This window comes from Streptomyces sp. NPDC047971, assembly GCF_040653355.1.
Classification (GTDB): Bacteria; Actinomycetota; Actinomycetes; order Streptomycetales; family Streptomycetaceae; genus Streptomyces.
This window is the reverse complement of record NZ_JBEZNW010000004.1, coordinates 88,215-110,846: the sequence shown is the minus strand read 5'-3', so window position 1 is coordinate 110,846 and position 22,632 is coordinate 88,215. Positions and strand designations below refer to the sequence as shown.

Genomic DNA, 22,632 nt, shown 5'->3' with positions numbered 1-22,632 from the left:
CAAACGGGTCGCCTCTCCGACCGAGAAATCGTCAGTCTGACGATTTCTCGTGTAGCATCGCTGACATGAACGCTGCGGACCTTGGGCTCCCGGTGGACGTGCCGTCGACCGCGCTCTTCACCGACCAGTACGAGCTGACCATGCTGCAGGCCGCCCTCCGGGGCGGCACCGCCGACCGGCGCTCGGTCTTCGAGGTTTTCACCCGGCGCCTGCCCGAGGGGCGGCGCTACGGCGTGGTGGCCGGTATCGGACGCGTCCTGGACGCCGTCGAGAACTTCCGCTTCGACCCGGCCGTCCTCGGATTCCTGCGCGACCAGGGCATCGTCGACGAGCCGACGCTGAGGTGGCTGGCCGGCTACCGCTTCTCCGGTGACATCTGGGGCTACCCCGAGGGCGAGGTGTACTTCCCCGGCTCCCCGATCCTGCGGGTCGAGGGCTCCTTCGCCGAGTGCGTGCTCCTGGAGACCGTGATCCTCTCGATCCTCAACCACGACTCGGCGATCGCCGCGGCCGCCTCCCGGATGTCGGCCGCGGCCGGCGGCCGGCGGCTGATCGAGATGGGCGCCCGGCGCACCCACGAGCTGGCCGCCGTCGCCTCCTCGCGGGCCGCGTACGTCGGCGGCTTCGACTCGACGTCGGACCTGGCCGCGGGCTTCCGCTACGGCATCCCCACCGTCGGGACCTCCGCGCACGCCTTCACGCTGCTGCACGACAGCGAGCGGGACGCCTTCCAGGCACAGGTGGAGTCGCTCGGCCGGGGTACGACGCTGCTGGTCGACACCTACGACGTGGCCGAGGCGGTGCGCACCGCCGTCGAGGTGGCGGGCAAGGAGCTCGGGGCCGTCCGGATCGACTCCGGCGACCTGCTGCTCGTCGCCCACCGGGTCCGGGCGCAGCTGGACGAGCTGGGCGCGAAGGACACCAAGATCGTGGTGACCTCGGATCTCGACGAGTACGCCATCGCCTCGCTCGCGGCGGCCCCGGTCGACGCGTACGGCGTGGGCACGCAGCTGGTCACCGGCAGCGGACACCCGACCTGCTCCATGGTCTACAAGCTGGTCGCCCGGGCCACCTCGGCCGACCCGAAGGCGCCGCTGACCCCGGTCGCCAAGAAGTCGGTCGGCGGCAAGGCGTCGGTCGGCGGCCGCAAGTGGGCGGCGCGCCGCAGGGACGCGGAGGGCGTCGCGGAGGCCGAGGTGCTCGGCACCGGTCCGGTCCCGCCGGAGCTCGCCGACGACCAGCTCCTGGTCGAGCTGGTGAAGGACGGCGACGTGGTGGCGCGCGAGCCGCTGGAGGCGGCGCGGACGCGGCACTTCGAGGCGCGGGCGGGGCTGCCGATGTCGGCGATCCAGCTGTCGCGGGGCGAGCCGGTCCTGCCGACGGAGTACGTGTAACACCCTGCGACGCCCCCTCCCGCGAGGAGGGGGAAGTCTCTAGGCTCGACGCATTCCCCTTCCGCGCCGCTTCCGATCCGCCACCGGCCCATCAAAGGACACCCGCCATGCACCGCGCATTGATCGTCGTCGACGTTCAGAACGACTTCTGCGAGGGCGGCAGCCTCGCGGTGGCGGGAGGGGCGGATGTCGCCGCCGCCATCACCGACCTGGTCGGGGAGGCGGCGGGCGCCGCGTACCAGCACGTGGTGGCGACGCGTGACCACCATGTCGACCCGGGCGACCACTTCGCGCCCGCGGGCCAGGAGCCGGACTACGTCACCTCCTGGCCGGTGCACTGCGTCGCCGGCACGGAGGGGGTGGGCTTCCACCCGAACTTCGCGCCGGCGGTCGCCAGCGGGGCGATCGAGGCGGTGTTCGACAAGGGGGCGTACGAGGCGGCGTACAGCGGCTTCGAGGGGCGTGACGAGAACGGCCGCACGCTCGCGGAGTGGCTGCGGGAGCGGGACGTGCGCGAGGTCGACGTGGTGGGGATCGCGACGGACCACTGCGTGCGGGCCACCGCGCTGGACGCGGCCCGGGAGGGGTTCGCGGTCCAGGTGCTCCTCGACCTCACGGCGGGTGTGGCCAAGGAGACGACGGAGCGGGCGCTGGAGGAGCTTCGGGGCGCCGGGGTTCAGCTGACGGGGAAGCCCGTCGTCTGAGGGCTGCCGAGGCGGACCACCAGGTCGGCGGGGTGCGGGCGCGGGTCCGCCGGGCGGGCGCCCCGGTCGGCGGGGTGCGGCTCGGTGGGTATGTCCCTGCGCTCCGGCTCCGCGGCGGTCTGTGTATGGGCCACCGGTTCGCGGGGCAGCAGACGGGCGGAGTGCCAGAGCTCCCTGGCCGTCGATCTCCACAGGAGGCCGTCCGGGTGGTGGAGGACGGCGGTGATCTCGTCCGGGGTCGGTGGCTCCGCGTTGCCGCGGAGGTAGACCGCCCGCAGGCCGAGGTTCCGCAGCCGGGTCAGGGCGCGGGCGCGGTTCGCGGCATGGACCAGGAAGCGGACCGTGGCGCCGTCGCCGGCCGGGCTCGGCAGCCCGATCGCGACGACCACACTGCCGCCTGGCAACTTGCAGAACCCTCCACCGGGCATCCCGAAACCACTCCCCCTGTGAGCTTGCTGTCAATAAGAACTCGGTCAGAGGCACCTAAACACGATCGGCCGCCGCCCGCTAGAGGGCGACGGCCGATCATGCTTTGACCTGCGAAGATGCAGATTACTTCTGAGACGGACCCACCTGGACGGTGATCGTCTGGCCGTCCTTCGGCTCCTTGACGACCGCGATCTTGGTGTTGGTGTCAGTTACCTGGACACCGGCACGCTCGGTCTGGGTGTACCAGTACGTGCCCCGTCGGTCGTCGAAGACCGAGACGCCGGGCTGCGACTTCACCAACGCCGGCACGCCCGCCTTGTGCAGCCGGATCGCGTCGGTCTTGTAGGTGCCGAACGTCGAGTCGTACGCCTGGACGCGGTTGCGCATCAGGGTGCCGTCGGCGTTCTTCAGCGGCGTCGGGTGCGCGTCGATCGGAAGGATCAGACCCTGGCCGGGGTGGACGGCCGTGTTGTTGTCCTTCTGCGAGGTGTCCCACTGCCAGATGAGCAGACCGTTCTGGTACGGGTAGTGCTCGACCCAGCTGGCCTTGTCACCCGTGAAACCGAAGTTGTACGGGCCGACCTTGAGGGTCGCGTCGTACGAGACGTACTGGCGGTTCTCCGCGATGTAGTACTGCTCGTACTCCTTCGTGAAGCCCTTGGCGATCCGCGAGAAGCCCTTCGCCGTCCAGCCGTTGTCACCGTTCTCGGCGTTGTCCGAGAAGACGGTGGCACCGTCGGCGGTCAGCGTGATGGCGTCGGCCGCGAAGCCCTTGCCGCCCGCGCCGCCGTCCGTCTGGTAGCGGAAGCGGAGGTCGAACTTCTTGCCCGCGTAGGCGTCCAGCGGGAAGACGAGCGGCTTGTACGCGCCGGAGACGTCGGTCAGCGCCGGGGCGCCGCTCGCGTCGCGCGGCAGCGGCTTGCCGTCCACCGTGCCGTCCAGGGCGGTCCAGTTGGCGCCGCCGTCCGTCGACACCTCGGTGTAGAGGTAGTCGTAGTCCAGCTCGATGTCGTACCAGCCCTTGAGCTCCAGGGTGGCCTTCGACTTGCCCGTCAGGTCGACGGAGCGGGTCAGGGTGTTCTTGAGGTCGTCACCCATGTCGCTCCACCACTGCATCGAGCCCTCGGCGGGCGCGACGACGTCGGTGGTGACCTTCTTCTTCGGCAGCTCGACGACGAGCGCCTGCGGGTTCTTGGTGTTGTACTCGGCCACGCCCAGCGTGTGGGTGGACTTCGTACCGCGCTGCTCGTTGCTCACCTTGGTGTAGTTGAGCCAGCCGAGCTGCAGCTTGTCCCAGGAGTTCATGTCGCCGGGCAGGTCGCCGATGGAGTCCTTGCCCCGGCCGAGCCAGGAGCCGGAGGACATCAGGGACCAGAAGCCGGTCGAGTTCTCGGCGCCCGGCTTGCCCGAGGTGTCGTACAGGTCGGGCAGACCCAGGTCGTGACCGTACTCGTGGGCGAAGACGCCGAGGCCGCCGTTCTCGGGCTGCATCGTGTAGTCGCCGACCCAGACACCGGTGTTGCCGATCTGCGTGCCGCCGGACTTGTTGTGCGACGGGCCGGTCTTGCCCGCGTCCGTGCCGTACGCGTACCAGCGGTGGGCCCACAGGGCGTCGCCGCCCTGGGCGCCGCCGCCCGCGGACTCGTCCTCACCGGCGTGGACGATCTGGAAGTGGTCGATGTAGCCGTCGGCCTCGTTGAAGTTGCCGTCGGCGTCGAAGTCGTACCGGTCCCACTGGTCGTACTGCGCGATGTCGGCCTTGATCTGGGCGTCGGTGCGGCCCTTGGCCTTCTGGTCCGCGGTCCACGCCGTGACACCGTCGCGGACGGCGTCCCAGACGTTGGCGCAGTTGCTGTTGCCGCAGTAGTTCGAGCCGTAGCGGGCCTCGTTGTACTCGACCTTGACCCAGTCCGAGACGCCGCCCTCGACCGAGTACCGGCCGGAGGAGGTCTTCTCGTAGTAGGTCTTCAGGGACTGCTTCGGCTGGCCCTTCTTGTCCTTGCCGGTGCCGAAGTACAGGTCCTGGAAGTGCTGCCGGTTGTAGTCCTTCTGCCAGGCCGTGGAGTTGTCCTTCGCACGGTCCGGCTCGGCTATCTGGTTGTGCAGCGGGCCGGGCGTGCCGCCGAACTTCGGCTTCGGCTCGGTCGTGTCGTCGTCGGCACGGTCGACCAGGGTGGTGTTGTCCACCTTGTCGCCGAACTCGACGAGGATCGTGAAGATCTTGTCGGTCTTCTCGCGGCCCAGCTCGACGTACTTCTTGCTGTCGAGCTTGACGACCTGGGAGCCGCCGCGGCGCTCCACCTTGGTCTCACCGCTCAGCACCTGCTCCAGCGCGGCCTTGCGCTGCTGCTCCTGCTGCTTGCTGTACGGACCTTCGAGGTCGTGGTCGACCGCCGTCTTGTCGACGCCGGCTCCCGGAGCCGGGTCCTGGCGCTCGATGGGGGCGGGTGCGCCCGGCCCCTTGTCGTCGGCCCACGAGGTGGTGAAGGTCGAGGCCGTCGCGGCGGTGGCCGCGAGCGCCACGACGACTGCGGACGCTCTGATCGCCCGTCGTCTGTTGGTCACTTGATGATTCCTCCCCGGCGCCCACGACCGCACGGACCGAGGGTGGGGTGTCCGCGGGCGGGGTCGCGCGTCACAAGTGACGACATTCGACCGGAGTTACGCGAGAAAAGACAGACCTTGACTTGAACAGGCCAACTGCACTATGTAGGAGTCGATTTCCGCTATCCGGACGTCCACCAGGCGCATCGCGAGGGGTGGTTGGCGGTACCGATGACTCCATGCGCCCCCTGTGCATCCGTACCGTGGGTTAGGTCACGCTTACTACCCGTTTCGCTCGGGCATCCACCGTCGTAGAGTCGCTCGGGTGGGGGTCCCTCCGGCCCCAGCCAGGGAGTGCGACCAGCCGATGCTTCGAGGGACGGTACCCGTCATGCCGCGTCCGAACGCCGCACAGCTCGCCTATGGTTCGGCCACCGTCGTCTTCTCGACCGTCGCCCTGCTGCTGCTGTCCCGCACCACGACCCCGCTCGGGATCGTGGTCATCAGCACCGCCGGGCTGCTTCTCGGGCTGCTGGTCACGGTGACGATGCCCGCGCACCGCGGGGCCACCGTCGCCCCCGCCCCTCCCCGCCCCCGGAACGACGAGATCCGGGTACCGGCCGCGCCGGTGGGCGCGGGGGTCGATACCCGGATCGGTTCGTGAGGCCCTCTCCGTCCTACTGCGGCACGGACACCACCACGGTCTTGGCCGCCTTGTCGTGCAGGCCCTGCTTGTAGGGCTTGTCGACCAGGATCAGGATCAGCAGGAGCAGCGGCCACAGGCAGGCGCAGCAGATCAGCGCCGGCAGCCACAGCACGATGGCGCGGATCAGCGAGGCGTTCATCGGCGGCGTGGAGCCGTCGTTGAGCATCGCGACCCGCAGCTTCATCCACTTCTTGCCGAAGGTCTGGCCGTTCTTCGCCACCATCACCGTGTCGTAGGCGACGTACGCGACGATGGTGATCAGCTGGAAGACGAGACCGGTGCCGGTGCTGGTCGCGGTGATGGTGTCACCGAAGTCGTCGCTGTCGGTCGCCCGGTCGTAGACGTTGAACGGGATGCCGATGATCGCGAGCGGAATCGCGACGATCAGCCAGTCGATGATCCTCGCGAGGATGCGCTTGCCGGAGTCGGCGAGCGGGGGCATCCCGGCGAGCGGGTCCGTGCCGCCGTAGGCTCCCCCGCCGCCGTAGGGCTGCGAGCCGTACGGCGGGGGCGGCGGCGGTGCGTTGTCGTACGGGGAACCGGGAGGCGGGCCCCCGGGCGGCGGGCCTCCGGGCGGCGGCCCCTCGGGCGGGGGACCTCCCGGTGGCGGTCCTTCGGGGGGCGGCGGCTGACCACCACCCCCCGGCGGAGAGCCCGCCGACGGCGGCGTGGGCTCCTGCGGCTTCTTGAGGAACGGGTCGTCCTCGGGCGGCTGGCCGGGCGTCGGCTGGTCGTTGCTCATGGGGGCAGTGCATCCCGCGAGCGAGGGCCCCGCAAGGAATCGCCGCCCGTTCGAGCGACCGCCGTACGGGCCAGGGGGTGTCGTGCGGATCGGGCCGCGATCCGGCCCGATCCGCAGCAGACCCCTTACCGCGCCACGAACGTGTGAGCCGCCTTGTCGTGCCAGCACTGGCGCCAGGGACGGTCGAAGAGGCACCACAGGACGTTGAGGACGCCGAGGACCAGAAGCCCGAGGACGCTGTAGACGAGCCAGCGCCGCAGAGCCGCGCCGAAGGTCGGCGGCTCGTGCGCCTCGATGTCCCGCACCTGGAGTCCGCAGAGCTTCTTGCCGAGCGTGCGGCCCCACTTCGCGGTGGGCAGCGCCTCGTACAGCACGCCGATGACGAGCAGGGCGGCCAGCGCGATCCCGAAGTTGAGCGAGGTGGTGCCGTCCAGGAGCCAGACCTGGACCGTGGTGCCGGTCTGCTTGGCCGCCTCGATCTTGGCGTCGATGTGGTCCAGCGCCTGGGTGACGAAGGGGAAGGACGCCCCACCGACGAGCGCGCCGAGGACGAGGGTGTCGACGAGGCGCGCCACCAGGCGCTTGCCGAGACCGGCGGGGCGGGCGGCCGCCTGCGCCCGGGCGGCCTGGAGGAACGGGTCCTCGACGGGCGGCTTCCAGGGCAGCACGGGCTGCTCGGCCTCGGCCCCGGGGCTCGCCCCGGCGGGCGCCGGCTGCGCGAGCTGCTGCACCTGCTGCGGCCAGGAGGGGGCGCCGCCCCCGGGGCCGGTGGTGACGGGCGCGGGGGTGGCTGCGGGAGCCGCTGCGGCGGGCGCGGGCTGCGGCTGGCCGGGGACGTGCGGGAGCGGGGCCTGCGGGGATCTGAGGGCCTGCGGGCCTTGCGGGCTCTGCGCGGCCGGGGCGTCCTGGGTGCTCTGCGGAGCCTGTGCCGCCTGTGCGCCCTGGGGAGCGCCGGTGGACCGGGCCGACTGCCCGCCCTGCGGCGCGAGGGCACGGATCGTCATGGTCCCCTCCGCCTGCGGCTGCCGTACGCCGGGCAGCGCGCCGCCCGTCGGATCGGCGGCCGGGGCCGGAGTGACGGGCATACCGCCGAGGCGGGCCGAGGACGCCGCAGCGGGGCGCGCGGCGGGCGCGGGGGCCGGCTCGGGCTCAGGGGCCGGGGTGGCGGCCACGCGAGGGTCCGGCGCGGCCGGCGCCGGGGCGGCCGGCTCCCCCTCCGGGGCGCCCCACGAGACCCGCTGGTCCCGTTCGCCACCGAAGCCGGTCTGCCGCGAGACGTCCGCCTGCCAGGCCGAGGCGGGCTCGGGCCGCGGCTCGGCGACCGGCTCCTCGTCCAGGAAGACGGGTCCCGTCTCCTCGACGGCGGGCACCGGGGTGGACGGAACGACCGGCGCGGGCGAGGGGTTCGGCGCCAGCGCGGGACCGGCGGGCATCGCCCCGGCCGGGGCGGCCGGCGGCGCCTCGCCCTCCTTGGGCGCGGGACGGCTCGTCCCGGGCACCCAGGCGCCCCCGTTCCAGTACCGGATGTATCCGGGAATGGACGGGTCCGGGTAGTACCCGGCCTGCGGTACCTCCCCGCCGGCTCCAGGAGGAGTAGCCACTGCCCCGACTCCGTTCCGTGACAACGCTTCTACGACATCGGGCCCGCGGGCCCAAGGAGGACAGTAACGAAGAACGGTGCCGCGGGAAGAACGTGGCCGCGAGAAACCCGCCTTCGAGCGACATACCCACGGATCCCGCCACTCACCGTCACGCTCGGGCCGACGATCCCGCCGGTTCCTCGCGGAAATCTCCTCCAAGAAAATTCCCCGAAGTCGCGTCATGCCCGGGCACGACCGCGCTCTCTTCCGGTGCGGGCCCACCCGGGGTCCCGGAGCGGAGAGGACGTCACGCCATGCAGAACACCGAGAACACCGTGGTCGAGCGCGAGCTGGAGCTGAAGCTGGTGCTCTCCCCCGAGCGCTCCGTGCCCGTGCCCGCCCGGCTCGCGTACCGCACCGACGACCCGTACGCCGTGCACATCACCTTCCACGTCGGCTCGGACCACCCCGTCAACTGGACGTTCGCCCGCGAGCTCCTCGTCGAGGGCGTCTTCCGGCCGTGCGGCCACGGGGACGTCCGTATCTGGCCCACGAAGGTCGACGGGCGCAACGTCGTCCTGATGGCCCTCTCCTCCCCCGACGGCGACGCCTTGCTCGAAGCACCGTCCGCGCAGGTGTCCGCGTGGCTGGAGCGGACCCTGCGCGCCGTACCGCCGGGCACCGAGTCCGAGCAGCTCGGCATCGACGACGGGCTGGCCGAACTGCTCTCCACCACCTCGGTCGCCGACGACCTGTGGCTGCGCGACCCGTGGCCGTCGGACGAGTCCCAGGACGGTGAGGCGTGAGGGGCCGGCGACACGCGGAGCGGTGCCGGTGTCAGAACAGCTTTCCGGGGTTGAGGATCCCCAGCGGGTCGAAGGTCCGCTTGATGCCCCGCTGCATCTCCAGGCCCACCGGTCCCAACTCCCGCGCCAGCCAGTCCTTCTTCAGCACACCCACGCCGTGCTCGCCGGTGATCGTGCCGCCCAGTTCCAGTCCGAGGGCCATGATCTCGTCGAAGGACTCCCGCGCACGCCGCGACTCGTCCTCGTCCGCCTGGTCGAAGCAGACGACGGGGTGGGTGTTGCCGTCCCCCGCGTGCGCGCAGACCCCGATGGTCAGGTCGTACTTCTCCGCGATCGCGGAGGTGCCGTCGAGCATCGCGGCCAGCTTGGTGCGCGGCACGCACACGTCGTCGATCATCGTCGCGGACTTGATCGTCTCCAGGGCGGTCAGCGACAGCCGACGGGCCTGGAGGAGGAGTTCGGACTCGGCGGCGTCCTCCGCCGGGACGACCTCGGTGGCCCCGGCCGCCGCGCACAGCTCCCCGACGGCGGCCAGATCCGCGGCCGGGTCCGGGGTGTCGAAGGCACAGAGCAGCAGCGCCTCGGTGGTGTCGGGCAGACCCATGTTCGCCATCCTGTTGACGGCACGGACGGTGGTGCCGTCCATGAGCTCCAGGAGCGAGGGAGTGTGGCCGCGCTCCATGATCGCGCAGACGGCGTCGCAGGCGGCCGCCGCGGAGGGGAACTCGGCGGCGAGCGCGAGCTGTACGGGCGGCTGCGGCCGGAGCGCGAGGGTCGCGCCGACAACGATGCCGAGGCTGCCCTCCGAGCCGACGAAGAGCCGGGTCAGGTCGTATCCGGCGACGCCCTTGGCGGTGCGCCGGCCGGTCGACATCAGCCGCCCGTCGGCGAGGACCACGTCCAGACCGAGGACGTACTCCGCCGTCACCCCGTACTTCACGCAGCACAGACCGCCGGAGGCGGTGCCGATGTTCCCGCCGATCGTGCACATCTCCCAGCTGGAGGGGTCCGGCGGGTAGTACAGGCCGTGCTCGTTCACCGCGCGCGACAGGACGGCGTTCACGACGCCCGGCTCGACGACGGCGATCCGGTCGACCGGGCTGATCTCCAGGATCCGGTCCATCTTCACGAGCGACAGCACGATGCAGCCGTCGGAGGCGTTGGCGGCACCGGACAGGCCGGTCCGCGCCCCCTGGGGGACGACCGGGACGCGCAGCGCGGTCGCGGTCCGCATGATGTGCTGGACCTGCTCGACGGTGCGCGGGAGCACGACGGCCGCGGGGGTACCGGCCGTACAGAAGCTCGCCATGTCGTTGGCGTAGGAGGCGGTGACGTCCGGGTCGGTGATCAGCGCCTCGGCGGGCAGGCCCGCGCGCAGTTCCGTGTGGAGCCGCGTCAGAAGATCGTCCATGCGTCCAGCGTGGCACCCGGGGCCATCGGTGTGAACCCGCCGTCGTGGTCCTTCGTGTGCTCTTCGTACAGGCGCACAGTGAGCGGCATGAAGACGGAGAACGTGTCGAGGTCGGTCCTGGCCGCCGGGGTGGGCGCGGTGCTCGCGGCGACGGCACTGCTGTACGCCCCCGAACTCGCTCCGGGTCTGTTCGGCGACGGGAAGCCGGCCGCCCCCGGTCCCGCCGAGCGCGCGGTGCTCGCGGCCAACGCGGGAGCCCCGGCCTCGCTGCCCGACCTGGGCGCGCTGATCGCCGACCGCGAGCAGTGGCTGAAGGAGCATCCGAGGGACGAGGCGTCCTGGGCCGTCCTGGGCGCGGCGTACACGGAGCGGGGTACACGGCTCGGCGACACCGCGTCCTACCCGCGGGCGGAACGCGCCCTGAAGCGCTCGCTGGAGCTGCGGCCCGCCGACCGCGGGAACCTCGACGCGCAGCTGGGGCTCGGCGTCCTGGCCACCGCGCGGGGCGACTGGCGGACCGCGCGGACCTGGGGCGAGGCGGTCCGCGCGAAGGACCCGAAGCGCTGGTCGGCGTACCCGCTGCTGATCGACGCGTACAACGGCCTCGGGGAGTACCAGAACGCCCAGAAGGCGCTCTCCGCCCTGGAGGAGCTGCGCACGGGCGGGGCGGTCAGCGCGCGCACGGCGCAGATGTACCGCAACCGCGGCTGGCGCGAGGACGCGGCGGTGGCCGCGCTCGACGCGGTGGGACGGGCGGAGTCGGGCGCGGAGAAGGCGGCGGCGCTGGGCCGGCTCGGCGATCTGGCCTGGGAGCGGGGCGAACCGGAGGAGGCGCTCGCGGAGTACGGGAAGGCGCTCGCGCTCGTACCGGACCACGGCCCTGCGATGGCCGGCCGGGCCCGGGCGCTCGCGGCGCTCGGCCGCACGGACGAGGCGGTCCTCGGCTACCGGACGGTGCTGGCGAAGCTGCCGCTGCCGGAGTACGTCCTGGAGGCGGGCGAGCTCTACCAGTCGCTGGGCCTGGACGGGGACGCGCGGAGCCAGTACGAACTGCTGCGGACGCGGACGTGGGTCAACGCGGAGGCGGTCCTCGGCCTGTTCGAGGCGGACCACGGCGACCCGGCGGCGGCGGTACGGCGGCTGCGGGCGGAGTGGGCGCGGGGACACCGGTCGGTGCAGGTGGCGGACGCGCTGGGGTGGGCGCTGTTCCGCTCGGGCCGGCCGGAGGAGGCGCTGGAGTACGCGAAGCGCGCGACGGACGAGGGGCTGCGGAGCGCGCTGTTCACCTACCACCGGGGCGAGATCGAGCGCGCGGTGGAGGAGTACGGCCCGGCCCGCCGCCACTTGGCGGAGGCGCTGCGGATCAACCCGGCCTTCTCGCCGCTGCTGGCCCCGAAGGCGCGCACGGCGGTGGCGGCGCTCGGCGACCCGCCGGACGAGCTGCCGGAGGAACTCCGCGCGGAGCGGCCGGAACCGGACAGCACTCCGAAACCCCGGGAGACCCCGGCGACCCCGGCGCCCCGCGCTCCGGAGACTTCGACTCCCCGCGCTCCGGAGACTTCGACTCCCCGGGAGACGCCGAAGGCGGCCGACCGCGAGACGCCGAAGGAAGGCTGACCGAGAGTCGCCCGAGGAAGGCTGACCGGGGGACGCCCGAGGAAGGGCGACCGGGGGACGCCCGAGGAAGGGCGACCGGGGGACGCCGAAGACAGGACGACCGCGGAAGGCAGACCGGGGACGGAAGGCAGACCGGGAGCCGCCCGAGGAAGGCTGACTGGGGCACGCCCAGAGCAGGACGACCGCGGACGGAGCGCAGACACGGGGACGCCCGAGGAAGGCCGACCGGGAGGAACCCGCCCCCGGGTCGGGGCCGTTCGTTCCGCGCGCCGTCGCCTGGACCCGGAGGCGTCCGCCGGCCGCGCTGCGGCGCCAACCCCGCGGGCGCCGCAGCGTGCCGACGCCCGGGCGGACCCGGGTGCTCATGGCGACGGGCCCGGGGCGGTCGCCCCGGGCCCGTCGGCATCGGCGGGATCAGAGGTTGCCGCGCTTCTCCTGCTCGCGCTCGATCGCCTCGAACAGGGCCTTGAAGTTGCCCTTGCCGAAGCCCATGGAGCCGTGACGCTCGATCATCTCGAAGAAGACGGTCGGGCGGTCCTGGACCGGCTTGGTGAAGATCTGCAGCAGGTAGCCGTCCTCGTCGCGGTCGACGAGGATCTTCAGCTCGCGCAGGGTCTCGACGGGCACGCGCGTCTCGCCGGCCCACTCGCCGAGCGTGTCGTAGTACGAGTCCGGCGTGTCGAGGAACTGGACACCGGCGGCCCGCATGGAGCGGACGGTCGCCACGATGTCGTTGGTGGCCAGCGCGATGTGCTGGACGCCCGCGCCGCCGTAGAACTCCAGGTACTCGTCGATCTGCGACTTCTTCTTCGCGATCGCCGGCTCGTTGATCGGGAACTTGACCTTGAGCGTGCCGTCGGCGACGACCTTCGACATCAGCGCCGAGTACTCGGTCGCGATGTCGTCGCCCACGAACTCCTTCATGTTCGTGAAGCCCATGACCTTGTTGTAGAAGCCGACCCAGTCGTTCATCTTGCCGAGCTCGACGTTGCCGACGCAGTGGTCGATGGCCTGGAAGGTGCGCTTGGCCGGCGGCTCGACGATCGGGGCGGCGGCGACGAAGCCCGGCAGGTACGGGCCGTCGTAGCCGGAGCGCTCGACGAGGGTGTGGCGGGTCTTGCCGTAGGTGGCGATGGCGGCGAGGACGACGGTGCCGTGCTCGTCCTTCACCTCGTACGGCTCGGTGATGCCGGTCGCGCCGTGCTCGACGGCGTAGGCGTACGCGGCGCGCGCGTCGGGCACCTCGATGGCCAGGTCGACGACGCCGTCACCGTGCGCGGCGACGTGCTCGGCGAGGAAGCGGCCCCAGTCGGTGGACGCCTTGATGACGGAGGTGAACACGAAGCGGGCGGCGCCGTTCGTCAGGACGTAGCTGGCGGTCTCGCGGCTGCCGTTCTCCGGTCCGGAGTAGGCGACGAGCTTCATGCCGAAGGCCGTGGAGTAGTAGTGCGCGGCCTGCTTGGCGTTGCCGACGGCGAAGACGACCGCGTCCATGCCCTTCACGGGGAAGGGATCGGCCTGCCGCGCCGTGGAAGGGGTGTGATCGATGGTCTCAGTCATAGCGGCAGAGTCCCGCCGATCGGCAAGCTGCGCAATAGTTCGCCGGAGCACTGGTCAATGTGTACAGCGACCAGCCAGTATGGCGGGGATACTTGTACAGGATGACCATGGAGGGGCCGCTGTGGCGATCGATCATCTGGACGGGCGACTGATCGTGCTCCTCGCCCGGGAGCCTCGGATCGGAGTCCTGGAGGCGTCCCGCCGACTGGGTGTGGCGCGCGGCACCGTGCAGGCGCGCCTGGACCGGCTCCAGGCCAACGGGGTGATCCGCGGGTTCGGCCCCCAGGTGGACCCGGCGGCGCTCGGCTATCCCGTGACGGCGTTCGCCACGCTGGAGATCAAGCAGGGGCAGGGGCCCGACGTCCGGAGCCATCTGGCGACCGTGCCCGAGGTGCTCGAACTGCACACCACGACCGGCCACGGGGACATGCTCTGCCGGCTCGTCGCCCGCTCCAACGCGGACCTGCAGCGGGTGATCGACCGGGTCGTCGGCTTCGAGGGCATCGTGCGGGCCTCCACGGCGATCGTGATGGAGAACCCCGTTCCCCTGCGGATCATCCCTCTGGTGGAGCAGGCGGCGGAGGACGGGCCGACGGCGTAGCGAACGGCCGGGCGGCTCACGAGAGTTCCGGAAAGGAGCGCGAGGGCGAGTTCCAAAGAAAGAGTTGCAAAGAATCCCTTGCAAGGGTCTCTTTGCAACTCTAGGCTCAAGCCATGCCCGAGCCCCAGCACCAGCCCGCACCCCGGCCCCGACGTGCCGCGCCGCAGCCCGAACAGCCGACGCCCGAGGCACCGCAGCCCGAACAGGCGACGCCCGAGGCACCGCAGCCCGAGCAGCCGACACCCGAGCAGGCGACACCCGAGGCACCGCAGCCCGAGAAGCCGACGCCCGAGCAGCCGCTGAGCCGCACGCTCGACCCGCGCTCACTGCGCGGCCTCGCCCACCCGCTCCGCATCCAGCTGCTGCGCGCCCTGCGCCACCACGGCCCCGCCACCGCCTCCCACCTGGCCGAGCGGCTCGGCGAGTCCAGCGGCGCGACCAGCTACCACCTGCGCCAGCTCGCCGCGCACGGCTTCGTGGAGGACGACACGAGCCGGGGCAAGGGGCGCGAGCGGTGGTGGAAGGCGGCCGTACAGGGCACGACCTTCGACGAGTCGCTGTACGAGAACCCCGACCCCGAGGTCCGGGGCGCGGTCGAGGTCTACCTGCACGAGATCGCGACCATCCACACCCAGGAGCTCAACACCTGGCTCGGCACCCGCCACGAGTGGGGCCAGACGTGGACCGGAGCCTCCGACATGAGCGACTTCACCCTGCGCCTGCCGCCCGAGCGCCTGCGCGAACTCACCGCGGATATCCACGAGTTGATCGACGCGTACCGCGACGGTGCCGACCCCGACGCGCCGGGCGCCGCCCGCGTACGGATGCACCTGCACGCGTTCCCCCAGTACGAGAACTGAGAAAGGGACCACGAAGCCATGCATGCCGACATCCACCTCCAGCTGCACCACGTCCAGGCGGCCGAACTCCGCCGCGCGGCCGCCGACTCCCCGCCCCGCACCCCGGCCTGCAACCCCGTCCGCGCCCGGATCGGCTGGACCATGGTCGCCTTAGGGCTGCGCCTCGCCCTCCCGTCCCAGCCCCGGCCGGGCACCCGCGCCCGACGCTTCCCGCTCGCCGCATGAGCGCTCCGGGGGGACGTGCTCCACTGGCCACCGTCCTGGCCGCCAACGCCATCTCCATCACCGGCAACGCGCTCACCCTCATCGGGGTCCCGTGGTTCGCCCTCGACACCACGGGCAGCCCCGGCAAAGCCGGCCTGGTCGCCTTCTGCGCGGCCGTCCCCGTCGTCGTCTCCGCGATCGTCGGCGGTCCGGTCATCGACCGGATCGGACGCCGCAGGATCAGCGTCGTCTCCGACCTCGTCTGCGCGCTCGCACTGGCCGCGATCCCGCTCCTGCACGGCGCCGGCGTGCTGGAGTTCTGGATGCTCTGCGCGCTGATGGCCGTGACCGGCCTCTTCCACGCGCCCGGCGAGACCGCCCGCCACGTCCTGATCCCCGACCTGGCCCGCCACGCGGGGACCCCGCTCTCCCGCGCCGCGAGCCTCTACGACGCCGTCTCCCGAGGCGCCCGGATGACCGGAGCCGCCCTCGCCGGCGTCCTCGTCGCCCTCATCGGCGCGGACGCCGTGCTCCTCCTCGACTCCGTCACCTTCGGGCTCTCCGCCCTGCTGGTCCTGGTCGGCCTGCGAGGGATACCGGCCGCGGCGCCCCAGCCCGACCCGACCCCCTTCTCACTGTCCGGCTACCGCGCCGAGCTGCGCGAGGGGTACGCCTTCGTGCTCCGCTCCCGGCTGCTGCTCGGCATCGTGGTCATGGTGATGGCGACCAACGGCCTGAGCCAGGGCTGGAGTTCGGTCCTGCTGCCCGTGCACGCCCGGGAGGACCTCGGCGGCTCGGCCGCCCTCGGCCTGCTCGTCGCCGTCTTCGGCGGCTCGGCGCTGCTCGCCGCGGTGCTGTACGGGGCGGTCGGTCACCGCTTCCCCCGCCGGGCGGTCTTCACGGCCGGGTTCCTGCTGTGCGGCGCCCCGCCGTACGTGATGGCGGCGCTCACCGACACCACGCTTCCGCTGCTCGTCACGATGGCGGCGAGCGGGTTCGGGGCCGGGGTCCTCAACCCGATCCTCGCCACCCTCATGTACGAACGCGTCCCCGACCACCTGCGCAGCCGGGTCTCCGGGGTGACGACGGCCGGTGTGCTCCTCGCCACTCCGCTCGGCGGCCTCGTCGCCGGACAGCTCGTCGAGCGGACCGGCCTGACGACGGCGCTGCTCGCGCTCGGAGGCGTCTACTTCCTGGTCACGCTGGCCCCGATGGTCTTCCCCGCCTGGCGCGGGATGGACTCCGCCCCGAAGGACGTCAGCAGCTCGGAACCTTCGCCTCCTGCCCCTGCTCCAGCGCGCGGAGCGAGGACACCGCTTCGCTGAGCGTGGAGACCGGGATCAGGCGCATCCCCTTCGGCAGCTCGGCCTGGGCGTCGGAGCACTCCGCCTCGGGCACGAGGAAGACGCTCGCCCCGTCCCGGCTCGCCGCCTGGGTCTTCAGGGAGACGCCGCCGACGGCCCCGACGGTGCCGTTGGGCTCGATCGTGCCCGTACCGGCGATGGTCCGACCGCCGGTGAGGTCGCCGCCCGAGCCGTCGCCGACGAGCTTGTCGACGATCCCGAGGGAGAACATGAACCCGGCGCTCGGCCCGCCGACGTCCGCGAGGTGGAGCGTGACGTCGACGTCGTTCGGGTCGAGCTTGAGGTAGCCGAGCGCGGCCGAGGTGGCGGCGTCCTGCGACTCCTTCATCTCGCCGAGGTTGTGCTTCTCGACCTCGGCGTCCGACTTCCCGGGAGGGTAGACGGAGTCGCGCGGCAGCACGGCCCGGTCGGTGCGGAACCAGGCGTCGACGACATCGCCGAAGTCGTTCTCGACGCTGGGCCCGGTCGCCGAGATGGTCGTCATCAGCAGCTCGCCGTCGGTCGGCCGGACCGGCTTGCCGCTGATGGTGATGACCTCGCGCCCCTTGTCCTTGCCGAGCACGTCGGCGGTCACGCCGGGCTGTGCGATGGCGTACGGCAGCGGCGCCAGCCCGACGACCGCGAAGAGCGCGGCGACGGGCAGGGCACAGAGCGCGAGGGCACGGTTACGCGAGAGACTGGAGAGCACACCCCCAATCTACTGGGCACCCCCGAGAGGCACGGTCGGGTCCATGGGCCGCCTCACGACCGGACGCCCGGGGTGCTGCCGGGGCCCGCGGGCGGGACGGTCCAGGGGCTTCCGGGGCCCGCGGGCGGGACGGTCCGGGATCTGCCCGGGCTCGCGGGCGGGGTGATCTCGGATCTGCCCAGGCTCGCGGGCGGGACGGTCCGGGTGAAGAACGCGCGGACCAGCCGGCGCACGGTCGGCACGGACACCCCGGGGTCGATCGCGCCGACGAGTCGGATCCTGTCCGCGGTGGTCAGCAGACCCGCGGCGTGCAACTGGGGCACGAGGGCGGCGTAGTCGGTGAACACCCCGTGATCCGCCCCGTCGAGTCGCCGCAGGCACGTACGGCCCGTCGGACGGGCGAGCAGCGCGGACCAGGAGCGGTCCAGCCGGGCGTCGCGGAACCCGTCCGTACCGCACAGGAGCAGCGGGCGGGCGACGCCGTACCGGGCCACCGGGAAGAGCTCGCCGTCGGCCCGGTCCAGGTAGCCCTCCAGATTCACCGCGGCGGCGATCCGCCGGTCGTCGTACAGCGTCTGAGCGGCGGTGGTGCCCCCGGCCCTGACACCGCCGCCCGATGGGGCGACTGTCCGTGGGGCCGAGCGGGTGGGCACGGCCCCCGCGGACGGCGCCGTCACGCGTCCGTCCGCGCCGGGCCCGGCCCCCGGCCCACGCCCACCTCGCGCTCCGGGGCGTGGGTCATGGGGCATGGGTGGCGCAGCCCGCCGCGCCCAGCGCAGCCCGCCGCGCCTAGCGCAACGCGTCGGCGACCTCTCGCGCCGCGTCCACCACCCGCGGCCCCACCCGCTCCGGCACCGCGTCCGCCAGCATCACGACGCCCACACTGCCCTCGATGCCCGTGATCCCGACCAGCGGAGCCGCCGCGCCGCTCGCGCCCGCCTCCAGCTCGCCGTGGGTGAGCGTGAAACCGGGTTCGATCAGGCTGCCCTGCCGGGCCGCGAGGATCGCCCGGCCCGCCGCACCCCGGTCCAGCGGGTGCCGGAAACCGGCGCGGTAGGCCACGTGGTAGTCGGTCCAGGTCGGTTCGACGACGGCGACCGCCAGCGCCTCCGCCCCGTCCACCAGCGTGAGGTGGGCGGTCGCGCCTATGTCCTCGGCGAGCGAGCGCAGCGCGGGCAGCGCGGCCTCGCGGACCAGTGGGTGGACCTGACGGCCCAGCCGCAGCACACCGAGACCGACCCGGGCACGTCCGCCCAGGTCGCGTCGGACGAGGGCGTGCTGTTCGAGTGTGGCGAGCAGACGGTAGACGACGGTCCTGTTCACCCCGAGTTTGTTGGACAACTCGGTGACGGTCAGGCCGTGGTCGGTGTCGGCGAGCAGTTTGAGGACCCTGAGGCCCCGGTCGAGCGTCTGGGAGGTTTCCGCGGTCACGACGCCCTCTCCTTCGGAGTGAGTGACGGCGGACCTTCAAACGAGAGCAGCGAAGCCGGTCCCGCGGCGACGCACGTCAGAGGCCGCCGGCAGGCCATGCGCACCGGCTGCGCTCCGCGGCGGCGCTGCCACGGGGCGGTTGCATTGCGGGGGACAGTAGCGATCCACTCCGCTCAGCGGAAGACCTCGTCCAGAATCCGGGCGCGAGCGACCGGATACGGTCGGTTCGCGGCGGAAGTCAGCCGGTCAAGGAGATTCACCGGACAAAATCGACGATACGTGCGACGCACACGGTGTCCGGACAAGCCCGTCGGACACCGCCATGGAAGGCGAAAGGCCCGTACGCGACCGCGTACGAGCCGTCCTCACAGCCTCGTGCCGCTCACCGCATCCGGGTGGCCCACTCCTGCACCTTCTTGATCCGCTCGCGGATCTGGCCGGCCGTCGCCTCGGCGCTCGGCGGCCCGCCGCACACCCGCCGCAGCTCGGTGTGGATGACGCCGTGGGGCTTGCCGCTCTGGTGAACGTACGCACCGACCATCGTGTTGAGCTGTTTCCTCAGCTCAAGAAGCTCCTTGTGGGAAACGACGGGCCGCCGCTCGGCCGGAAGCTCCAACAGGTCGGCCTCGGAGTCCGGCCTCTTGCGGCTGTGCGCGATCTGCCGGGCCTGCCGCTTCTGGAGGAGGAGCTGCACCTGGTCGGGTTCGAGGAGACCCGGGATGCCGAGGTAGTCCTGCTCCTCCTCGCTGCCCGGGTGGGCCTGCATGCCGAACTCGGCGCCGTCGTAGAGGACCCGGTCGAAGACGGCGTCGGACTCCAGCGCCTCGAAGGGCAGCATGTCCTGCTCGCCGGTGTCCTCGTCCTGCTGCTTCTCGGCCTCCGCCATCTCCTTCTCGGACTCGGCGTACGGGTCCTCCTCGCCGTCCTTCTTCGGCTTGTCGAGCACGTGGTCGCGCTCGACCTCCATCTCGTTGGCGAAGCCGAGGAGGTTCGGGATGGTGGGAAGGAACACCGACGCGGTCTCGCCGCGCCTGCGGGAACGTACGAAACGCCCCACGGCCTGGGCGAAGAAGAGGGGGGTCGAGATGGTCGTCGCGTACACGCCCACGGCGAGCCGGGGGACGTCGACCCCTTCGGACACCATGCGGACGGCGACCATCCAGCGGTCGTTGTTCTCGCTGAACTCGTCGATCCGCTTGGAGGCGGCCGCTTCGTCGGAGAGGACGACCGTGGCCTTGGTGCCGGTGATCTCACGGATCAGCTTGGCGTAGGCGCGGGCGGAGTCCTGGTCGGAGGCGATGACGAGCCCGCCGGCGTCGGGGATGCCCTTGCGGACCTCGGTGAGGCGCTGGTCGGCGGCGCGCAGGACGTTCGGCATCCAGTCGCCGCGCGGGTCGAGGGCGGTGCGCCACGCCTGGGAGACGGCGTCCTTGGTCATGGGCTCGCCGAGGCGGGCGGCGATCTCGTCACCGGCCTTGGTGCGCCAGCGCATGTTGCCGCTGTAGGAGAGGAAGATGACGGGCCGCACGACGCCGTCGCCGAGGGCGTTGCCGTAGCCGTACGTATAGTCCGCCGACGACCGCCGGATGCCGTCGTTCCCCTCTTCGTACGTGACGAAGGGGATGGGGTTGGTGTCGGAACGGAACGGCGTACCCGTCAGGGCGAGCCGGCGGGTCGCCGGGTCGAACGCCTCCAGGCACGCCTCGCCCCAGGACTTGGAGTCACCGGCGTGGTGGATCTCGTCGAGGATGACGAGGGTCTTGCGCTGCTCGCAGCGGTTGCGGTGGAGCATGGGCCGTACGCCGACACCGGCGTAGGTGATGGCGACGCCGTGGTACTCCTTGCTGAGCGGCCCGGCGCTGTAGTCGGGATCGAGCTTGATCCCTATCCGCGCGGCGGCGGCGGCCCACTGCTTCTTCAGGTGTTCGGTGGGCGCGACGACCGTCACCTGCTGCACGACGTGGTGGTGCAGCAGCCAGGACGCGAGGGTCAGCGCGAAGGTGGTCTTTCCGGCGCCGGGCGTCGCGACCGCGAGGAAGTCGCGGGGCTGCTCCTGGATGTACTTCTCCATGGCGCCCTGCTGCCAGGCTCGCAGCTTGTTCGCGGTACCCCAGGGGGCCCGGCCGGGGAAGGCGGGAGAGAGGTGGTGGGAGGAGGTGGCGGTGGTAGTCACGGTCTCCGGTTCGACGCTCGTCCAGATATGACAACCGGGCCACCTTACCGGTGCGCCGGAGAACCGGCGGGGCGGACGGGGCCGTGACCTCGCCCGGTGCGGCGAGCGTCACAGCCCCGTCTCAGCGGGCGAACGCCGGCAGCCGCGCGGCGACCGTGGGAGCTCGAACAGCGTGAGGTGGACGGGTACCGCACGACCCCGTGCGGCGCCGCATGGGGTCATCGTCCTTCCGGCACCCGCAGCCGCGTCGCCACCCACGCCCCCGCCAGCGCCACCCCCGCCATCGGCAGGAACACGGCCGCGAACGCCATGGGGTGGCCGCCCCCGCCGGAGGCGGCCGCGTGCCCCACCGCTCCCCCGCCCAGCGCGGCGAACGCCGCGCCGCCCGCCGCGAGCAGCAGCACGTTGGACAGGCCGTCCGAGATCTGCAGCGCCGCCGAGTTCGCGCCCGCCTCCTCCGGAGCCGAGAGCTTCAGGAGCAGCACGCTCGTCGAGGAGATCACCAGGCCCATGCCCAGGCAGCCCCACGCCCAGGCGAGGGCGACGATCCAGGCCGGCATCCAGGGGACCAGCACGGTCGGCGCGGTCGCGACGGCCGCCGCGACGAGCACCATGCCGACGACGACGGACCGCTCCCGGTACGGCTCCATCCACGGCCGGGCCTGGACCCACGACCCGAGCGCCCAGGTCAGGCCCCCGAGCGCGAGCGAGAGGCCGGCCAGCGTGGGGCTCAGGCCGCGCTGGGTGACCAGCATCAGCGGAACAAACGATTCGGCGGCGATGAACGACCCCGCCGCGATCCCGCGCAGCAGCACCACCGAGGGCAGCCCCCGCGCCGCTCGGTACGTGCCGCGCGGCAGCAGCCCGAGCGCGGCCGGCACCAGCAGCGCCGCGCCCACCGCGGCCGGCAGCAGCGAGAGCCAGCGCAGCTCCTGGCCCGCGTACTGGAGCAGCCCCGCCCCGGCCGAGATGCCGAGCGCGAGCCGGATGCGGCGCCGGTCGTACGGCGGGAGCGGCGCGGCCGGGTCCGCCGGGCCGGAGGCGGTGCGGCGAATGGCGGGCAGGGCGAGAGCCAGCGGGAGGACGACGAGGGCCGGAATCCCGACGAAGACCCACCGCCAGCCGAGGTGTTCGGTGATCGTTCCGGCGGCGAGCGGCCCGACGACGGAGGGGACGACCCAACTGGCCGCGAAGGCCGCCATGATCGCGGGCCGCAACGTCTCGGAGTAGGCCCGGCTGACGACCACGTACAGCGCCACGATCACCAGCCCGCCGCCGAGCCCCTGCACGGCCCGCCCGAGGATGAACAGCCACATGGCCCCGGCGGTCCCGGAGAGCAGCAGCCCGGCGGCGAAGGCGGAGATGCCGGCGGTGAGCGGGGCGAGCGGCCCGGCCCGGTCGGACCACTGCCCGGAGAGGACCATGGCGAAGAGGCTGGTGGTGAAGTACGCGGAGAAGGCGAACGCGTACAGCGGGATCCCGCCGAGCTCCCTGGCGGCGACCGGCATCGCGGTCCCGACGGCGGTCGCCTCGAAGGCGATGAGCAGGACGACGGAGACGATGCCGATGCTGAGCGCCCGGTGGTCCCTGTCGAGCACGGATCCGCCGCCCGGGAGGGGGACGGCGGCGGCGGGCACGACGTCGGCGTCGCGGGGTTCGAGGGCGCTCATGGCCCCAGGGTAAGGGGCGTAAGGCGAAATGGACCCTGTCGGGAGTCGCCCCCGCGACCGCCCCGCCGACCCGCCGACCGGCCGACCAGCCGACCCTCCGACCAGCCGACCGGCCGACCCGCCGCCCCTCCGACCGGCCGCCCCTCCG

The 22,632-nt window shown here is 72.3% G+C and carries 19 protein-coding genes and 1 pseudogene; 9 read left to right on the top strand and 11 right to left on the bottom strand.

Annotated elements, in window-relative coordinates; all coding sequences use genetic code 11:
* The first annotated feature begins 65 nt into the window (after positions 1–65).
* Together AB0D99_RS05955 and AB0D99_RS05950 are read left to right on the top strand one after the other, a co-directional pair.
* A complete protein-coding gene (locus AB0D99_RS05955; protein WP_362357377.1) occupies positions 66–1,394 on the top strand; it encodes a nicotinate phosphoribosyltransferase in 1,329 nt (442 codons plus the stop codon).
* Between the two features lie 107 nt (positions 1,395–1,501).
* Positions 1,502–2,098 carry an isochorismatase family protein gene (locus tag AB0D99_RS05950; protein ID WP_362357375.1) on the top strand — a complete coding sequence of 199 codons (597 nt, stop codon included), beginning with the start codon at positions 1,502–1,504 and terminating at the stop codon, positions 2,096–2,098.
* Between the two features lie 182 nt (positions 2,099–2,280).
* Here AB0D99_RS05950 and AB0D99_RS05945 read toward each other — a convergent pair.
* Positions 2,281–2,526 (bottom strand): annotated as a pseudogene (locus AB0D99_RS05945) (hypothetical protein); the annotation flags it as partial.
* Positions 2,527–2,650: 124 nt separating this feature from the next.
* Entirely contained in the window at positions 2,651–5,092 is a 2,442-nt protein-coding gene (locus AB0D99_RS05940) for an immune inhibitor A domain-containing protein (RefSeq protein WP_362357373.1), read from the bottom strand.
* Positions 5,093–5,462: 370 nt separating this feature from the next.
* On the opposite strand from AB0D99_RS05940, the gene AB0D99_RS05935 reads away from it, so the two are divergent.
* Complete coding sequence (locus AB0D99_RS05935) at positions 5,463–5,735, top strand: hypothetical protein (RefSeq protein ID WP_362357371.1); 273 nt, start codon at positions 5,463–5,465, stop codon at positions 5,733–5,735.
* Between the two features lie 13 nt (positions 5,736–5,748).
* Here the strand turns inward: AB0D99_RS05935 and AB0D99_RS05930 are convergent, their stop codons facing one another.
* On the bottom strand, positions 5,749–6,519 hold the full coding sequence (locus AB0D99_RS05930) for an RDD family protein (protein ID WP_362357369.1): 771 nt from the start codon (positions 6,517–6,519) through the stop codon (positions 5,749–5,751).
* Between the two features lie 125 nt (positions 6,520–6,644).
* Positions 6,645–8,120, bottom strand: a complete 1,476-nt coding sequence (locus tag AB0D99_RS05925) for an RDD family protein (RefSeq protein WP_362357367.1) — start codon at positions 8,118–8,120, stop codon at positions 6,645–6,647.
* Between the two features lie 293 nt (positions 8,121–8,413).
* Here AB0D99_RS05925 and AB0D99_RS05920 point away from each other — a divergent pair, with 293 nt between their 5' ends.
* Complete coding sequence (locus AB0D99_RS05920) at positions 8,414–8,905, top strand: SsgA family sporulation/cell division regulator (RefSeq protein WP_362357365.1); 492 nt, start codon at positions 8,414–8,416, stop codon at positions 8,903–8,905.
* 31 nt (positions 8,906–8,936) lie between these two features.
* Here AB0D99_RS05920 and AB0D99_RS05915 read toward each other — a convergent pair whose 3' ends face one another.
* Complete coding sequence (locus AB0D99_RS05915; RefSeq protein WP_362357363.1) at positions 8,937–10,316, bottom strand: FAD-linked oxidase C-terminal domain-containing protein; 1,380 nt, start codon at positions 10,314–10,316, stop codon at positions 8,937–8,939.
* Between the two features lie 87 nt (positions 10,317–10,403).
* On the opposite strand from AB0D99_RS05915, the gene AB0D99_RS05910 reads away from it, so the two are divergent.
* The gene (locus tag AB0D99_RS05910) at positions 10,404–11,933 is read left to right on the top strand and encodes a tetratricopeptide repeat protein (RefSeq protein WP_362357361.1); all 1,530 of its coding nucleotides are present in this window, start codon (positions 10,404–10,406) and stop codon (positions 11,931–11,933) included.
* A 414-nt stretch (positions 11,934–12,347) separates the two neighbouring features.
* Here the strand turns inward: AB0D99_RS05910 and hppD are convergent, their stop codons facing one another.
* Positions 12,348–13,493 carry a 4-hydroxyphenylpyruvate dioxygenase gene (gene hppD, locus AB0D99_RS05905; protein ID WP_362357359.1) on the bottom strand — a complete coding sequence of 382 codons (1,146 nt, stop codon included), beginning with the start codon at positions 13,491–13,493 and terminating at the stop codon, positions 12,348–12,350.
* 121 nt (positions 13,494–13,614) lie between these two features.
* On the opposite strand from hppD, the gene AB0D99_RS05900 reads away from it, so the two are divergent.
* The 4 genes from AB0D99_RS05900 to AB0D99_RS05885 all read left to right on the top strand — a co-directional run bounded on the left by AB0D99_RS05900 (position 13,615) and on the right by AB0D99_RS05885 (position 16,483).
* Entirely contained in the window at positions 13,615–14,094 is a 480-nt protein-coding gene (locus AB0D99_RS05900; RefSeq protein ID WP_362357357.1) for an Lrp/AsnC family transcriptional regulator, read from the top strand.
* 113 nt (positions 14,095–14,207) lie between these two features.
* The gene (locus AB0D99_RS05895) at positions 14,208–14,954 is read left to right on the top strand and encodes a helix-turn-helix domain-containing protein (RefSeq protein WP_362357355.1); all 747 of its coding nucleotides are present in this window, start codon (positions 14,208–14,210) and stop codon (positions 14,952–14,954) included.
* A gap of 18 nt (positions 14,955–14,972) precedes the next feature.
* Positions 14,973–15,179 (top strand): hypothetical protein, encoded by a 207-nt coding sequence (locus AB0D99_RS05890; protein ID WP_362357353.1) that lies wholly within the window; start codon positions 14,973–14,975, stop codon positions 15,177–15,179.
* Positions 15,176–16,483 (top strand): MFS transporter, encoded by a 1,308-nt coding sequence (locus AB0D99_RS05885; RefSeq protein ID WP_362357351.1) that lies wholly within the window; start codon positions 15,176–15,178, stop codon positions 16,481–16,483. Before AB0D99_RS05890 ends, AB0D99_RS05885 begins: the two co-directional genes overlap by 4 nt.
* Here the strand turns inward: AB0D99_RS05885 and AB0D99_RS05880 are convergent.
* From AB0D99_RS05880 to AB0D99_RS05860, 5 genes are all read right to left on the bottom strand, one after another.
* Positions 16,416–17,210: a S16 family serine protease gene (locus AB0D99_RS05880; protein ID WP_362357349.1), complete on the bottom strand. Its 795-nt coding sequence runs from the start codon at positions 17,208–17,210 to the stop codon at positions 16,416–16,418. The genes AB0D99_RS05885 and AB0D99_RS05880 overlap by 68 nt on opposite strands.
* A 53-nt stretch (positions 17,211–17,263) precedes the next feature.
* Positions 17,264–17,887, bottom strand: a complete 624-nt coding sequence (locus tag AB0D99_RS05875) for a hypothetical protein (RefSeq protein WP_362357347.1) — start codon at positions 17,885–17,887, stop codon at positions 17,264–17,266.
* Between the two features lie 112 nt (positions 17,888–17,999).
* Entirely contained in the window at positions 18,000–18,641 is a 642-nt protein-coding gene (locus tag AB0D99_RS05870) for a helix-turn-helix domain-containing protein (protein WP_189975433.1), read from the bottom strand.
* Positions 18,642–19,023: 382 nt separating this feature from the next.
* The gene (locus tag AB0D99_RS05865) at positions 19,024–20,814 is read right to left on the bottom strand and encodes a DEAD/DEAH box helicase (protein ID WP_362357345.1); all 1,791 of its coding nucleotides are present in this window, start codon (positions 20,812–20,814) and stop codon (positions 19,024–19,026) included.
* 218 nt (positions 20,815–21,032) lie between these two features.
* Entirely contained in the window at positions 21,033–22,484 is a 1,452-nt protein-coding gene (locus AB0D99_RS05860) for an MFS transporter (RefSeq protein WP_362357343.1), read from the bottom strand.
* Positions 22,485–22,632: the final 148 nt, after the last annotated feature.

Excerpts from the sequence above, each read along its gene's own strand:
- AB0D99_RS05955 (WP_362357377.1), top strand. The coding sequence starts at position 66 with ATGAACGCTGCGGACCTTGGGCTCCCGGTGGACGTGCCGTCGACCGCG.
- AB0D99_RS05950 (WP_362357375.1), top strand. The coding sequence starts at position 1,502 with ATGCACCGCGCATTGATCGTCGTCGACGTTCAGAACGACTTCTGCGAG.
- AB0D99_RS05935 (WP_362357371.1), top strand. The coding sequence starts at position 5,463 with ATGCCGCGTCCGAACGCCGCACAGCTCGCCTATGGTTCGGCCACCGTC.
- AB0D99_RS05930 (WP_362357369.1), bottom strand. The coding sequence starts at position 6,519 with ATGAGCAACGACCAGCCGACGCCCGGCCAGCCGCCCGAGGACGACCCG.
- AB0D99_RS05920 (WP_362357365.1), top strand. The coding sequence starts at position 8,414 with ATGCAGAACACCGAGAACACCGTGGTCGAGCGCGAGCTGGAGCTGAAG.
- AB0D99_RS05915 (WP_362357363.1), bottom strand. The coding sequence starts at position 10,316 with ATGGACGATCTTCTGACGCGGCTCCACACGGAACTGCGCGCGGGCCTG.
- AB0D99_RS05910 (WP_362357361.1), top strand. The coding sequence starts at position 10,404 with ATGAAGACGGAGAACGTGTCGAGGTCGGTCCTGGCCGCCGGGGTGGGC.
- hppD (WP_362357359.1), bottom strand. The coding sequence starts at position 13,493 with ATGACTGAGACCATCGATCACACCCCTTCCACGGCGCGGCAGGCCGAT.
- AB0D99_RS05895 (WP_362357355.1), top strand. The coding sequence starts at position 14,208 with ATGCCCGAGCCCCAGCACCAGCCCGCACCCCGGCCCCGACGTGCCGCG.
- AB0D99_RS05890 (WP_362357353.1), top strand. The coding sequence starts at position 14,973 with ATGCATGCCGACATCCACCTCCAGCTGCACCACGTCCAGGCGGCCGAA.
- AB0D99_RS05885 (WP_362357351.1), top strand. The coding sequence starts at position 15,176 with ATGAGCGCTCCGGGGGGACGTGCTCCACTGGCCACCGTCCTGGCCGCC.
- AB0D99_RS05860 (WP_362357343.1), bottom strand. The coding sequence starts at position 22,484 with ATGAGCGCCCTCGAACCCCGCGACGCCGACGTCGTGCCCGCCGCCGCC.